At 66.1% G+C, this 13,333-nt stretch carries 15 protein-coding genes; 3 read left to right on the top strand and 12 right to left on the bottom strand.

All coding sequences use genetic code 11. The annotated features are described in order from the left end of the window. Window positions 1-275 precede the first annotated feature (275 nt). The 8 genes from EO087_RS00595 to EO087_RS00555 all read right to left on the bottom strand — a co-directional run bounded on the left by EO087_RS00595 (window position 276) and on the right by EO087_RS00555 (window position 5,231). Window positions 276-863, bottom strand: coding sequence for a S26 family signal peptidase (locus EO087_RS00595; protein WP_128897159.1), 588 nt, complete (start codon window positions 861-863; stop codon window positions 276-278). Then, the gene (locus EO087_RS00590) at window positions 860-1,393 is read right to left on the bottom strand and encodes a DUF2840 domain-containing protein (RefSeq protein WP_128897158.1); all 534 of its coding nucleotides are present in this window, start codon (window positions 1,391-1,393) and stop codon (window positions 860-862) included. Before EO087_RS00590 ends, EO087_RS00595 begins: the two co-directional genes overlap by 4 nt. After that, window positions 1,390-1,641, bottom strand: coding sequence for a chromosome partitioning protein ParB (locus EO087_RS00585; protein ID WP_128897157.1), 252 nt, complete (start codon window positions 1,639-1,641; stop codon window positions 1,390-1,392). Before EO087_RS00585 ends, EO087_RS00590 begins: the two co-directional genes overlap by 4 nt. Beyond that, the gene (gene parA, locus EO087_RS00580; RefSeq protein WP_128897156.1) at window positions 1,638-2,276 is read right to left on the bottom strand and encodes a ParA family partition ATPase; all 639 of its coding nucleotides are present in this window, start codon (window positions 2,274-2,276) and stop codon (window positions 1,638-1,640) included. The genes EO087_RS00585 and parA overlap by 4 nt, the downstream gene beginning before the upstream one ends. Before the next feature lie 253 nt (window positions 2,277-2,529). Then, window positions 2,530-3,378 (bottom strand): replication initiator protein A, encoded by an 849-nt coding sequence (locus EO087_RS00570; RefSeq protein WP_128897154.1) that lies wholly within the window; start codon window positions 3,376-3,378, stop codon window positions 2,530-2,532. Between the two features lie 14 nt (window positions 3,379-3,392). Beyond that, entirely contained in the window at window positions 3,393-3,674 is a 282-nt protein-coding gene (locus EO087_RS00565; RefSeq protein ID WP_205744399.1) for a helix-turn-helix domain-containing protein, read from the bottom strand. A gap of 125 nt (window positions 3,675-3,799) precedes the next feature. Next, complete coding sequence (locus EO087_RS00560) at window positions 3,800-4,555, bottom strand: DUF2285 domain-containing protein (RefSeq protein ID WP_128897153.1); 756 nt, start codon at window positions 4,553-4,555, stop codon at window positions 3,800-3,802. Window positions 4,556-4,880: 325 nt separating this feature from the next. Beyond that, window positions 4,881-5,231 carry a DUF2958 domain-containing protein gene (locus EO087_RS00555; protein ID WP_128897152.1) on the bottom strand — a complete coding sequence of 117 codons (351 nt, stop codon included), beginning with the start codon at window positions 5,229-5,231 and terminating at the stop codon, window positions 4,881-4,883. A 317-nt stretch (window positions 5,232-5,548) separates the two neighbouring features. Here EO087_RS00555 and EO087_RS00545 point away from each other — a divergent pair, with 317 nt between their 5' ends. After that, window positions 5,549-5,842 (top strand): helix-turn-helix transcriptional regulator, encoded by a 294-nt coding sequence (locus EO087_RS00545; RefSeq protein WP_128897150.1) that lies wholly within the window; start codon window positions 5,549-5,551, stop codon window positions 5,840-5,842. Window positions 5,843-5,912: 70 nt separating this feature from the next. On the opposite strand, the gene EO087_RS00540 is transcribed toward EO087_RS00545, so the two are convergent. From EO087_RS00540 to EO087_RS00530, 3 genes are all read right to left on the bottom strand, one after another. Further along, window positions 5,913-6,227 (bottom strand): DUF736 domain-containing protein, encoded by a 315-nt coding sequence (locus tag EO087_RS00540; RefSeq protein ID WP_128897149.1) that lies wholly within the window; start codon window positions 6,225-6,227, stop codon window positions 5,913-5,915. A gap of 756 nt (window positions 6,228-6,983) precedes the next feature. After that, the gene (locus tag EO087_RS00535) at window positions 6,984-9,029 is read right to left on the bottom strand and encodes a ParB/RepB/Spo0J family partition protein (protein WP_128897148.1); all 2,046 of its coding nucleotides are present in this window, start codon (window positions 9,027-9,029) and stop codon (window positions 6,984-6,986) included. Window positions 9,030-9,109: 80 nt separating this feature from the next. After that, a complete protein-coding gene (locus tag EO087_RS00530; RefSeq protein ID WP_128897147.1) occupies window positions 9,110-9,937 on the bottom strand; it encodes a DUF932 domain-containing protein in 828 nt (275 codons plus the stop codon). Window positions 9,938-10,525: 588 nt separating this feature from the next. Here EO087_RS00530 and EO087_RS00525 point away from each other — a divergent pair. Next, window positions 10,526-12,079 (top strand): LA2681 family HEPN domain-containing protein, encoded by a 1,554-nt coding sequence (locus tag EO087_RS00525; protein ID WP_128897146.1) that lies wholly within the window; start codon window positions 10,526-10,528, stop codon window positions 12,077-12,079. Between the two features lie 33 nt (window positions 12,080-12,112). Here EO087_RS00525 and radC read toward each other — a convergent pair whose 3' ends face one another. Then, the gene (gene radC / locus EO087_RS00520; protein WP_128897145.1) at window positions 12,113-12,622 is read right to left on the bottom strand and encodes a DNA repair protein RadC; all 510 of its coding nucleotides are present in this window, start codon (window positions 12,620-12,622) and stop codon (window positions 12,113-12,115) included. A gap of 373 nt (window positions 12,623-12,995) precedes the next feature. Between radC and EO087_RS00515 the strand changes: the two genes are divergently transcribed. After that, window positions 12,996-13,325, top strand: coding sequence for a helix-turn-helix domain-containing protein (locus EO087_RS00515; RefSeq protein WP_205744398.1), 330 nt, complete (start codon window positions 12,996-12,998; stop codon window positions 13,323-13,325). The last annotated feature ends 8 nt before the right edge of the window (window positions 13,326-13,333 follow it).

Here is a 13,333-nt window from a genome sequence, read left to right as displayed (position 1 = left end):
ACCTTTTATCTTGCCTTCCGCCTTCGCCCTGCGCTGACGCTCCGGGCATCGGCGCCCCGGCGACGCTGCGCTGCTCGCAGCCAGCGCGCCGGGGAACGCCGCCACGGCCCTCGGCCGGGCGCGTTCAAGGCAAGATGCCTGCACGTGGGGACGCCACGCCGGATGTTGCGCGAAGTGCGGCGCGGATGCGCCCGCACGACACGCGCGACGATACGGCGACGGCCCGCAGGACGACACCCCGGATGGCACGATGAAGCGCAGCGAATCGGCGGCCATCATCGACGTGTCTCCAGCCAGACCGGGTGCGCGACACCGATCACGGTGGATGTGCTGACCGGGCCGAAATACCGGCTGTCGAACGACGCCGGGTTGGTCACGCTCAACAGGAACAGCTCGCCCGGCACGAGACGGCGGCATTGCCGCCATGATGGCAGCGGACGGCCCACGCGGTCGGCGGTCAGCAAGGCGGCCACCGGCACGCCGTCAATGCGCACGCTGCGACCGACGATGCACACCTCCTGCGGCGCAACCGCTCCAATGCGTTTGAGCAGCGGCACCCGCGTCGGCAGGTAGCCGCGCTGCGCAGCCAGCACGGCAGCCTTGGCCGGCAGCGGCACCAGCACGATGCTGTCCACGGACAGCGGACGTGGCAGCGAGGCGGTGCGCGGATCGAACGGGTCGATGCGATACCAGCCGACCGCCACGCTGTCGGACGGGTTGTAGGTCAGGCGCGGCAGCGGCGACACGAAGGACGCCCAGGCCAGCGCAGCGAAGCCGCAGGCGGACACGGCCGCCAACACGAGGCGAGCGCGCAGGCGCGAGCGAGGATGTGGCGTGCTGCCGGTTGGAGAAATGGCCGTCATGGCAGCGCCCTCCCGGCCAGCCAAGCGGCGTGCCGTTCGGCGGTGTATGCGGGCAACGGCAAGCGAGCAGCGAGCCGGTTGCCGAGCGTGCGCCAGTACGCGGGCGACACGTCGGCGGGCGCGATGCTCTGTGCCTCGATGGCGTCGAGCTGCGCCAGCACCGCGCGCACGGCGGGTTCACCCTCGGCGTGCAGCAGCAGACGCGCGCCCGGCAACACGCCGGGGATGCGCTGCGCCGCATCCAGCGGCGTGCATGCCTGCATGACCATGAGCTGCCAGCGGATCGTGCCGTAATCGTTGGCGTGCCAGCGGATGCGGCAGAACATCGCGCCCGGCTGGAACACCGCGACACGTCGCCAGCGGTCAAGCCGGACGATGCGCGAGGGTTCGCCGAAGCGCAGATAGAGGTCGATGCGTTGCTCGACGTAGGCGAGCGATACGCGGGTCAGCGGCGCGGCGCCGGCCTGGCCGGCGAGCACTGCGGGCGATGGCGGCGGGGCGGCCGTGGCCGCCAGAGCAGATGCGTTCATGAGGTCTTCTCCGGGAACTCGCGTTCGAGCAGCGCGCGTAGCAGTTCGGCGACAGTCACGCCTTGCGTGAACGCCGATACCTTGATGCGGGCGCGCATCGCAGGCGTGATGTCGAGGGTCAGGCGCGCGGTGTAGAGGTCGCCTTTCTGGATGCCGTCAGCGTCGCCCTGGCGAATCCACGCCTCGGCGTGTGGATTCGCCGGCGGACGCGCGCCGATAGCGATGCGCTTGCCGTTATGCTCACTCATGCTGGCCACCGCAGCAGCTCGTCGGTGAGCGCGGCGATCTCGCGCGCGGCGGTGCTGTCAGGCGCCATTTCGCGTGCAAGCCGGCCCGCGGTCACGCTATCGGCAAAGACGATGCGCTGATGCACTTCCGAGCGCAGCGCCGGCAGCGGCTGCTCGGCGAGCGCGCTGCGCGCCTCGCGTCCGATGACGGTGGTGCTGACGCGACGGTTGACGACGAAGGCCGCGCGCAGCGCAGGCCGGAACACCTGTGCCTCGCGGGTCAGTGACACCATCTCGGCCGACGCCCACAAGTCGTAGGGACTCGGTTGTACGGGGATCAGCACACGCTCGGCCGCCAGCAGCGCGGAGCGCGCCAAGGCGGCAATGCGCGGTGGGCCGTCGATGACGACGTGATCGGCGCGACGGGCCAGCTCCGGCGCTTCCTGGTGCAGCGTCTCGCGGGCGAGGCCCACGGCACTGAACAAGCGCGGCAAGCCCTGCTGGCTTCTGCGCTGCGTCCAGTCCAGCGCCGAGCCTTGCGGGTCGGCATCCAGTAGGATGACCGACTGGCCGCGCATCGCCAGTTCGCCGGCGACGTGCGTGGCGAGCGTGGTCTTGCCGACGCCGCCTTTCTGGTTGAGCAGCGCAACGATCATGGCGCGGCCCTCCGCGTCGGAAAGCCGGGCTTTGGCTGTTGCGCGTGGTGCCGTTTCTCGGTTGTCCGCCGGAACGGCGCGCTCTTACTACCAGTTAGAGCTTTTAAGTTAGAGAAGTTAGAGGGAGCGCAAACCCGCGCCGTTATTGGCTTTGCGGCGATTTCGCACGCCTGATAGCACGATAGGGACACGCCTGATAGCACGATACCCGGCACGCCTGATAGCACGAGGCCGTCCACACGTTGTCCCCGAGTTATCCCCGTGCCGTGAACGGCACCGGCCGGAAGGTCAGCAGCTCGGCGTTGCTGTCCGGCATCCGCTCGATGCCGAGCACATAGCCGGGCAGCGACTGCCGCGCGACCAGCGCGCGCAGGTCGCAGGCGAAGTCGTAGGGCTTCGCCGTGCTCCCCGACTTGCGATGCAGGTGCCGGAAGTCGAATTGCCATCCACCGGGCTGTTTGCCGCCGTGCTTGCGCACCAGGCGGTACAGCCACCGCTCGATGCCGCCGGTCAGCCGGAAATACGCCGGGTCGATGGTCAGTACCAGCGCGGCGTCGAGCACGCCGGCATAGAACCAGTCCGGCAGGATCAGCTCGATGCCCAGCGGCGTGCCGCGGGCGTCGGCCAATTCCTTCCACTCGTTGATCCACGAGAAGCGATGCAGACGCCGCCCGGTCGTTTCGCGGATGGAAGTCGCCACCGTGGTCGATTGCAGCCGGTCGAGCGCGGCCTTGAGGCGCTGGTAGTCGCGTAGCGACACACCGCGCCCGATGAAGCGCAGGATCTCGTAGGGCGTGGCCTGCATCAGGCGCGACGGCCGCAGGCCCGCGTCGCGCGCTTCGACGATCTGCGAGGCCGCCCATATCAGCACGTCCGCATCCCAAATCGTGGCGATGCCGTGCTCTTGCGTGCCCTCCACGCGCACGGTGACGCCACCGGTGCGGAAGTCGATCGGCGCCGTGCGCCGCGACTTCGCCAGCGAGAAGAACGGAAAGGCCATCAAGTCCTGGCTGTCGCGCGGCGCCATGCCGTCGCCCGGCAGCGCGCGGAACAGGTCGAGCTGTTCCCGCTCCCGCGATGGGCTGGACGTGACGACGGCCACCGGCGAGCCACCGATCAGCGCGCACGGCTGTCGGCCGAGTGATGCTCGGCATATTCGGGGTCGGACGTAGCCTCGAAACTGCGCTGGTCGGCCCAGGCATCGAGGTCGGCCACCGCGTACATGACGCGGCGGCCGAACTTGCGGAACTTCGGCCCGCCGCCGATCACGCGCTGCTTTTCGAGTGTGCGCGGCGACAGCCGCAGGTACTCGGCGGCTTCGTCGTTGGTGAGGTAGCGTTGGGGTTGTGCGGGCGTGGTGGCGGCAGCGGCAGCAGGCCGCAAGGGTGCGGGTCGCATCGAGTGAACCTCCATCGGTGAGAAGCGCCGGCGGCACCAGCGCAGCCGGATGGAGGCAGTCTCAAGATAGCGATGCTTTGTGCGGAGGGTCGTTTTGCAGTGCAGGCAAAACGACCCTGTGCCGGTCAATCGAGCTGTGCAAGGCGGCGATAGCCGCCGCGCATCAGCGATCGACCGCGCCGAACGAGGCGGCGCACGCGCGAGCGCAGGCCGCCGTCGGCGTGCCAGCCGGCGGCCACGGCTTCGGTGCCAAACATCCCTTCGGCGGTTTCGCGCAAGGACGCGCCCGCAAGGGCTGCGTCGAGCGCCTGCAAGGTGTGCAGCTCCAGCAGCGCGGCCGGCGTGGGCCGGGAGCGGGCCGCTGCCGCAGGCGCGGTTCCGTCCGCCGTCGCCAGTTTGTCCAGCTCGGCCGTGATCGTGCGGTAGCTCGCGCAAGGCGCGGCGCACGCGCGGATGGCATACAGGTAGGCCATGCCATCGGCCAAGCCCGGCGCCAGTGCGAGTCGCACGCAGCAGCCGGGCCAGCGCGACACCAGCACCAAACGCTTGCCGTCGTGGATCAGGTGCTTGTGGCCGGGAATGCGCCAGAACTCGAAGGCGTCCGCCTCCGGCGGTGGGTCGGCATCCGGGTAGAGCTGGAGCACGGCGTCAGGGTCGGGAAACCAGACCGGATTCGCGTCGCGCGCATCCAGCGCCGGGTCTTCCAGCAGGCGCAGGCCCCAAGCCCGCGCCGCCTCTGGCTGACGGCGACGGTGCAGCCAGTCGCGCTGGTAGTCGGGATGCCTGCGCAGGTATTCCCATGCCAGCGCCGGGCCGTCCAGATACAGCACATAGAGATACGCGGCGGTGGGATACCAAGTATCGGTACTTCGATCAGCCATGACGCAGCCTCCTGTTCAACAGGAACGTCGCCACGGGCGATAAACACAGGAGCTACGGCGTCAGCGACATCAAAGCGCCATCAAGTAAGTCGTAGAATCAAGCTGTAACGGGTTGTCAAGACCGATTAGCTCCGATGCCTTGCATGAGTCGTCCGAGTGCGGCGACTGCGCGGCACGCGAATGGCGCGTGGCATCGGACACCCTGCCGCAAGCCCCGCCGCGCATCATGTCTTTTTCGGTCTGGCTCGCACTTGTTTGGTGCGAGAGTGCCAATTCAGACCGCCACGGTCTGGCCCCAGATCGAGAACGGCACAATCTGCCCCGATCAATCGGGGATGGAACCATCGCGCTGCGCAAGTTGCATGTACTCCGATAGCGGCCGTGCCGCATGGAAATACAGGTCGCGCAGGACGGGCCGCTGCTGCGGCCCGACAATGCCGGCCAGGTCGGACAGCTTGACCGTCCCCAGCGCCGGCATCCCGATGCCGAGGTCGATCAGCCCCCAAGCGGTGTCCCCATCGGCCGGATCGAGCGCGGCCAGCAACCAGGTCGCGTGCGCGTCCGGGGTGAACAGTCGCACGACTGGCAACGGGTCGATGCCTTGACCGGCCGCGCGTGCCTCGCCGTTGGCGAGCAGTTGCGCGCGCTGTTCGACGGTGACGAGCGGCTGGGTCATGGCCGGGATTCCCACTAAACCGACGATGCGTGTATGCGCTTTGCCGCCAAGATGCGGATTCGTCGAAGCGGATGCGTGTTTTCGTGCGGAAGCACGAAGGCACAAGCCGTCGAATCCGTACATGCACGGAAACGCAGAAGCGGCATTGTGCAGGTCAGGAAAGACACGAATGCGGTTCCCCGATTCTGTCGGAATCCGCCGATGCGGATTTCCGTAAAGGACGAATACGGAAGTCAACATCACCAAATGAACACTATAGATTGTAGTCCTATAGGGGGCAATCGGCTGTCATCTTGGTTTTCTAAGGGAAACCATCGGTGGCAGCTAAGCACTCACTGGCAACGGCAATACGGACGGTCAGGAAAGCGCGCGGCTTGAGCCAGGAAGCGTTTTCCGACGTGTCCAGCCGTACCTACATGAGTTCGCTGGAGCGCGACCAGAAAAGCCCGACTATGCACAAGCTGACCGAGCTGTGCGAGGTCATGGAAGTGCATCCGCTCACGCTGCTGACGCTGGCCTATGCCGGCGACAGCACGCGCAAGGCCGATCAGCTTCTGGCGCAGGTGCGCCAGGAGCTTGAGGAAGTGTTGAAGGAACGCGACGCGCCATAGGCGCGTGCGTGACATGCTGCGTCAGCAGCACGGCGCCCCTCCGCAGTGGGCGGGGCGCGGTGGGTGGCCGTCAGGCCGCCTGCGGCTTGCTGCGCGACCAGATCAGGTCGTGCGTGCCTTCCTCGCCTTCGATCAGGCGGGCATAGACCGTCGCCGGGAACGAAGGATCGTCGAGGGTCACGGACAGGTAATCCCGCCCGGCCTCGCTGGTCTTCTTCCACGCCGCGCCGATGTCGTGGCCGGCCGCCTGAAGGCGGAAGTCGGGGGCGTTCTCCTTGTCGCCCTTGTCGTTGGGAACCAGCTTGACCTTGACGTTGAGCGTCAGGGTGCGGAGCGTGCCGGTGAAGCCGTCTTTCTCTGCGGTGAAGGTGCCGATGTTAGCCATGATGTTTCTCCTTTCGGGTTGAACAAGGTCGCGCCAGTGCGTCCTTGTTGTGATCCGGCCGGCGGGGGATGGGCGGGCCGCACCGCGCAGCGGTCGCAATAGCGTGGAGAACCTGGAAGCGAAAAGAATTTGCTGCGCGAGGAAGCCGCGCAGCGGCGGGGAAATTGTTTTCGCTGGAAGGTTGCGGCCATGAAGCCCAAGGCGAAGCCATGCCCTCGCCAGGATTCACAACAAACCAAGGACGCACAGGCCGCCTGTCCCGAAAGGAGACATGGCCGGCTCGGCATCCCCGCGCGACGGCTTCACCGGCTTGTGCCCTGACGCGGGCAAGGCCAACACCCCAACGACAGGCGAGAACGCCCCTTGCCGCAGCTTGCGGCAACGTGCTTGAGGCGTGGCGTGGAAGCTCCATAAGCGAGGTTGGCGGTGTGTCGGTGAACCGTCCTTCGTGACGTACAGGCGGCGAACCGCCAGCGTCGAGGACGGCACGCTTTGGCACAACCTCCCGCAGCAAGCCGGGGCGTAGCCCCACAAGCCCCGCCCACTGCGGCGGGGCGCCATCGAAACCTCGCGCGCGCCAGCGGGCACCGATCGCCGTGCCGTGCGCAAGGCCGTTGCGCGCCCGCCCCGTCGCCGCCTGGCCGAAGGCGGCGACGGGGCGATTTTGCTGTGGACGTTGAAACCGGGCGCGGCAGACGTGCCGCGCCTGGTTCGGGGAAAAGCCCCGGCGCAGCGCGCCGGGGCCATGCTGAGGAATCACGCTGCCAGCGCGTGGTCCTCCACCTCGTCGGCGGCATCTTCCACCGCGTCGTCATCGCTCACCGCATCCGGTACGCCTTCCGGCTCCGTGTGGTGCCCGGTCTGGAACACGGCAGGCATCCAGCCGCTACCCTCGGCCAGCCGTTCGGCTTCGCTGGCAATGTCGCCCTTCTTGAGCTTCGACAGGCGGGTGACGTGATCCGGGGCGTACTGCCCGACCGCTTCCAGAATCGCGGCCTTCGGTACGTGCTGGAAATAGCCTTCCGCAGTCGGCTTCCACCATGCGGCCATGTCCAGCCCCACGGCCTGCGCCAGTTCCGCACCGGGCTGGCGCTGCGTGGCGCGCGGCGTCACCACGTCCACCGTGGCCGCGACGCAGACGGCCAACAGCCGCACCAGTTCGTCTTGCGACTTCGCCAACAGCACCGCGAACAGTTCGGCGCTGTCCTCCGGCAAGGCTTCGCCCGCGACTTCCTGCAAAGCGCGCAGCGCCACGGCGGCAGACGATTCCGACACGTCCGGGGCAAGGCTTTCCAGCCGGTCTTTCACGGTCAGGCGCACGCCGAGCGACAGGCCGTCGCGGTAGGCGTTGGGCTGCAAGACGGTCTGCACCATGACATGCACCAGCGCGGCCAGCGCGACGTGCGGATGCTGCGCGACTTCGATTTGCAGCGCCGCCGTGCGGTGGGCGGTCAACCGCTGCGCCAGCCGGTCGGAGACGTTCGCGGCCTTGGGCGCTTCGTCGGCATCGCCTTCGTCCTCGTTCGTGGCTCCGCCTTCCGCGAAACCCTGCCGCAGCCGGTGCAGCGTGCGCAGCGCCTTCGCCTCGGCCTCGCGCAGCAGCCCGCGATAGATCACGGTTTCGCCTTCGCGGTCGATGGTGACGATGGCACCGGCCACGGCACGCACGTCCGGCGCGTAGTCCTGCAAGGCGTCCTCGATGGCTTGCAGTTCCCCGGCCACCTGCTCGCGCCGTTCTTCCAGCGTCGCCACCTTGTCCTCGTCCTCGGCGTCGTAGGCTTCTTCCAGCGTCGTGTCGATCTTGTCGAGACGGCCTTGCAGCGAAGCGATGCGGCGGGCTTCGCGCGTCGTCGGCTCGCGGCGCTGGCGCGGCGCGTTCTGGAACGTCTGCCGGTCGGCATGGCTCATCTGCGGCACGGCTTCGACCCACGCCCAACCCTCGGCGCGCACTTCCTCGGCCTGCGCGTCCAGCTTGCCACGCACCAGCGATTCCAGCAGCGCGGCGTCGGTCAGGTAGGTTCCGGCATCGCCTTCCGCGAACAGGTCGCGGCGAATACCGCCGCCTGCCTCGGTGTAGGCGTCCAGTCCGACGAAACGCACCAGCGGATGACTGGCGCTGATTTCGCGCTCGGTCAGGCGCTCGCGCAGCGCGGACGCGCCGCGTTGCCAGTCCGGCGCAGCGTAGAACGCGGCTTCCTGCGCGTCGTGGTCGTCGGTGATGGTCAAGGCCATCAACTGCTCCAGCGTCACGCTACCGGCGCGGTAGTCGGCCAGCAGGCGCGGCGAGACGTTGGCGAGTTTCAAGCGACGGTGCACCACCAGCGGGGACACACCGAAGTCGGCGGCAATGTCCTCGATGGGGCGGCCTTCCTTCGCCAGCGCGGCGAATGCCTCGAACTGGTCGGCGGGGTGCATCTGCTCGCGCAGCAGGTTTTCCGCGAGGCTGACGGTACGTGCCGAGGCATCGGGCACCAGCAGGCACGGCACTTCGTAGTCGGTGGGGATGCGCTTCTTCTTCGCCAGCAGCTTCATCGCGGTCAGGCGGCGGTCGCCGGCAACCACTTCGTACTGCTCGCCATCGGCGGCGGCAATCACGATGAGGTTTTGCAGCAGCCCGACGCGGGAAATGCTCGCGGCCAGTTCGGGGATGGACAGGCGCGGCGTCGTGCGGGCGTTTCGCTTGGAGCGGCGCGGCTGCAATTGCGAGAGCGCAACCAAGATCAGGTTCTTGGTCGGGTCGGCGGCTTCCAGCGGCGCGGCGGTTTCGATGGCATGGACTTCGGCTTTGGTAACGGCGTTCATGGTGATAACTCCAATCAGTTGAGGGACGCAGCGCGGAGAAAAGCGGCAAGGGCTGCTGCCTGCCCCTGCCGCCGTGAGGTTCAGGCTTTCAACTGGCGCAGGCCATCGGCCAGCAGCCACAGGGCGCGGTTCAGGCGCAGGTCTTGGTCGATGCCCTGCACGGGGCGGGTGGTCTGGCGGCGACCGTTGGCGCTGCGACCGTGCAAGCCGCCGCGCAGGAGGTTTTCCTGCGTGCGGTTGAACACGCTCCACAGGTCGCGGTGGTCGTCGTCGAATCGGCGCGGCGCGAGCACCTGCGTTTCGGTGACGGGTGCGGGCTTGTCGGGGGCGTCGTACTTCAACGCCAGCGCGGCGCGGGCGAACACTTCGGCTTCGCCGCTGTCCAGCGTGACGGCCTGCATGGCATCGCGGGATTCCTGCGCCCGGTCGAAGCCGTGCAAGACTTCGTAAGCGCCTTCGATGACGTGTCCGGCTATGTCGCCCTTGTGCGGCACGCGCACGTCGGCCACGGTGTCGCCGCATACCAATCCGTTCTTGCAAACGAACCGGAACATGCCGGCGAGCATCTGATAGCTGCTCGTCCCGTCATGGGAGTTCAGCAGGATGATTTCGTTGGCCTCGCGGCCGTTGATCTGGCTGGCGTGGCGCAGCCGAATCATGTGCTTGGTGTAGTCGCGGCGGTCGTCCTGCCGCACGCGGGTCTGCGTCACCATGAAAGGCTCGAAGCCTTCGCTGCGCAGTTCGCGCAGCACGGTGGCGGTGGGGATGTAGCTGTACCGTTCCGAGCGGCTTTCGTGCGGGGCGTCCGCGAAGATGGACGGGGCTACGGCGCGGATTTGGTCATCCGACAAGGGATGTTCCGAGCGCAGCACCGGGGAGCGGGATGCGAAGCGGGAAGCAAGTTGCATGGTCGTTCTCCTGACAAGGGTTGCTGTCGAAAAAGCCACCACCGGATTCCTAGATTCGGAGCCCGCCTTTCGGCTTCTCCGGTGGGGTTGGCGCGGAGACCTGGGCCGGCCTCGTTGCCACCGTCTTTCCTGAGTTCATCGCCCGCGACGGTCAGGAGCGCGCGGACGGGAGCTGTCAAGGAGACAAGCGCAGGGTTGGTGCGGCCCGCAGGCGCAGCCGAGGACACGGCCCTGCGCGCCTTGACGGCACACGGCCGCGGGCTACAGTCGCGGACAAGGTGATGAAGTCAGAAAAGTCGGATTGACAGGCAGCGGCCGCTGCGTTGGCGCAGACCCCACGCAAGCGAAGCGCGCAGGCCCGGATCTTGGAGCCGGGCCGAAGGCGTCAGCCGAGCAGAGCGAGGGAACGATGGAAGCCCGTCTGGGGCGAGACTCGCGCAGCGAGGCTCGATGCGCAGCACGACAGCGCGACCGGCCAGGTCTTCAGGCCGGGGACGCCCAAAGTGTGGATAGCAGGTATTCGAGAGTCGATTCGGCGAAAATCGCTCCTGTGCGGGCAAATATGCCGGGGCTCAGGAACTCTCAGTTATGTCGTCAACCTTGGATGCGTTCTACGAGCGATCCGCTCACCTGAAGACTCTGTTGAACACTAATCCCGCCGAAGCGGTGGTGCAGGCACGGAATATCAGTCTCGACACACCTGATCGCTATAACATGATGGTCTTGCGGGCAGCCACCTTGGTAGATGGCGGCGCATTGGCCCAGCAGCAGGATGCGATTGAAGAAGGTCTCACGCTGTTTCGTGAGCTTCATGGCCTCTTTCCAACTGCGGACATTACCTACAACCTTGCGAACGGATTGGTCGCTGTCGTAGGTACTCCGCCCCGTGACCCGAGTTGGCTGGATCACCAGGAACGCACCAGAGAGCTTCGCGCCGAAGCACGGCGATGTTTCTGGAAAGTCGCTCAAGACCCGGACGCCGACCTGCCACTGCGAACCCAAGCCTGGACGAACCTCGCCAATCAATTCAACAGCAGTTATCGACTTGGCGAAGCTCATGATGCTTGGCTTGCCGCACTGGAAGTCGATCCAGAAAATGGCGTTGCGGCAGGTTCCGCAGCGCGTAATTTGTTGTGGCTCTATGAGCGAGGCGGCTGCTCTGACCTGACGCGCGTAGAGGCAATCTTGCTGGCCAAGATTGCGCATCGGCATCGGGACCGAGTTATCCAGTACGCTGGCACGCAGGCCGCGGAACAGATCGCCGCGTTTGCCAGTGCGTTAGGAGATGTACCACCACGATCACCGCACACTGATCCTTTCATCGAATGGGCCGAGCATGAACGCCTGACGCTCGCACCAGTCGTTGAACTCGTCGATCCTTCCCTGGGTAAGCTCGATTGGCTCATGCTTCCGGGGATTCTGGAGCGAGAATCAGGCGCAAGCGGGATGCCGCCGCCGGTATTCGCCATGTTCAACGTACTCAAGAGCGATTTTATTCTCGCGCGCGATCTGGCATGGCGCGCGCTCGATGAAAGCAAGTGGCCCGCGACGGGGCGATTTGGAGACACGCTTGACTATGCGACCTACGGCCCAGATACGTCTGCGCTCGTCTTGGCGCATCGCACGGCGCTCGACCTGCTCGATAAGGTTGCTGTCACAGCGAATCATTATTTCGAGTTCGGGCAACCGCCGGATAGGGTCTATTTTGGAAAGCTATGGCGCGGAAGCCCTGACAAGGTGACAGGCGTGCGCCCGCTTGCCGAGAAAATCGAGAAGACAATTCGTTTGCATGTCAGTGCTCTCTATGGTCTTGTAGAACTTGCCGACGACTACGACGGTAGCGCGGGCATCCTGCGCTCTCAAAAAGACCTTCGCAATGCAGGCACGCATCGCTTTGTTGTATTGCACGACATTGGCGACCCTGCAAATAGCCGACAGGCGCCTGAAATTGAACGCCACCGGCGGGAACAATTTACTCAAGAAGTGTTGCGCGCTTTGCGCGTCGCCAGGTCGGCTATCCAAATGCTTGCGCTCTCGATCTCGCAACACGAGCGAGGCTTGGCGCAACGGACAGATGGCCTTGTCGGGTCACTGATCGTCCCAGATCACGATTGGATTCGTGGCCGCGGCCACGAATCTTGAAAGAGGGTTCGAGCGGGATTGCAGTTCCCGATGTCAGAGCAGGCCACGTTCGGCAAATGACGTCGTGGTGTCGCCCGCGACGATGACGTGATCAAGCACGCGCACGTCCACCAAGGCCAGCGCCTCTTTAAGCCGTGTGGTTAACGCCCGATCGGCCGCGCTCGGCTCCGGGTTCCCGCTCGGATGGTTATGCGACAGGATTAGCGCCGCCGCGTTGCATCGCAGAGCTTCCTTGACCACTTCGCGCGGATGCACCGAAGCGCCGTCGATGGTGCCGCGGAACATTTCCATGTAGTCGATCAGCCGATGGTGCGTATCGAGGAACAACACCGCGAAGACCTCGTGCTCGAAGCCAGCGAGCTTCGTGCGCAGGTACGTCTTCACCGTCGTCGGCGAATCAAACAGCGCGCCGCGTTGCATCTTCTGGTCGATGACCTGGCGCGCGGCTTCAAGGATGTCGTCGGCGGACGCTGGCAAGTAGCGCCCGTGCGCATCGCGTACCAACAGCGCGGACCCGAACGAGGGAAAGCACAGTTGCGACATGATCGTGCTCCGGTTGACGGGCGGAATTGCCCGGAACCGTCGCCAACACGGCGCAGCGCAGCAGTCAGGGGGCGAAGCCGGCCGCCAGGACGCCAGCGCGCATGGCGCGCGCAGCCCTTGACGGCGAGACCGCCGTGATACGGTGAAGGGACCAGCAAGACCGCCAATCCATCTCCAAAGTAGGCACAGGCGGCAAGCGGAGCGCGCAGGCCCGCGAGGGCCGAAGGCGTCAGGGATCAAAGCCGGATGGCCGCGACTCGGCACGAGGCGCGGGGCGCAGCCCGCGAGCCCGACGGCGGAACGCCGGGACGCCCCGAAGTCTTGTTCCTTGGCCTCTTGCTCATTGGTTCAATAATTGTTGTATTATCGAACCATGAACGAAGATCAAGCCGTTTCCGCTTTGAGCGCCTTGGCCCACACCCAGCGACTGCGCGTGTTCCGCGCCCTAGTCGTCGCCGGCCCGGAAGGACTAATGCCGAGCGTCCTGGCCGACCAGCTCGACGTGGCCCGCAACACCTTGTCCTTCCACCTGAAAGAACTGGCCCACGCCGGCCTCATCACGGTCGAACAACAGGGCCGCAACCTGATCTATCGCGCCGAGTACGGCCACATGAACGGCCTGATCGGCTACCTGACCGAGCACTGCTGCCAAGGCGGTGTGTGCGAGGTCAACGCCACTTCCCGCGCCTGCACCACCTGCTGAAAGGAGCT

Origin of the sequence: Dyella sp. M7H15-1 (assembly GCF_004114615.1) — a bacterium.
Taxonomy (GTDB): Bacteria; Pseudomonadota; Gammaproteobacteria; order Xanthomonadales; family Rhodanobacteraceae; genus Dyella_B.
The sequence above is the reverse complement of the archived record's forward strand: the minus strand, read 5'-3'. Positions and strand labels throughout refer to the sequence as shown.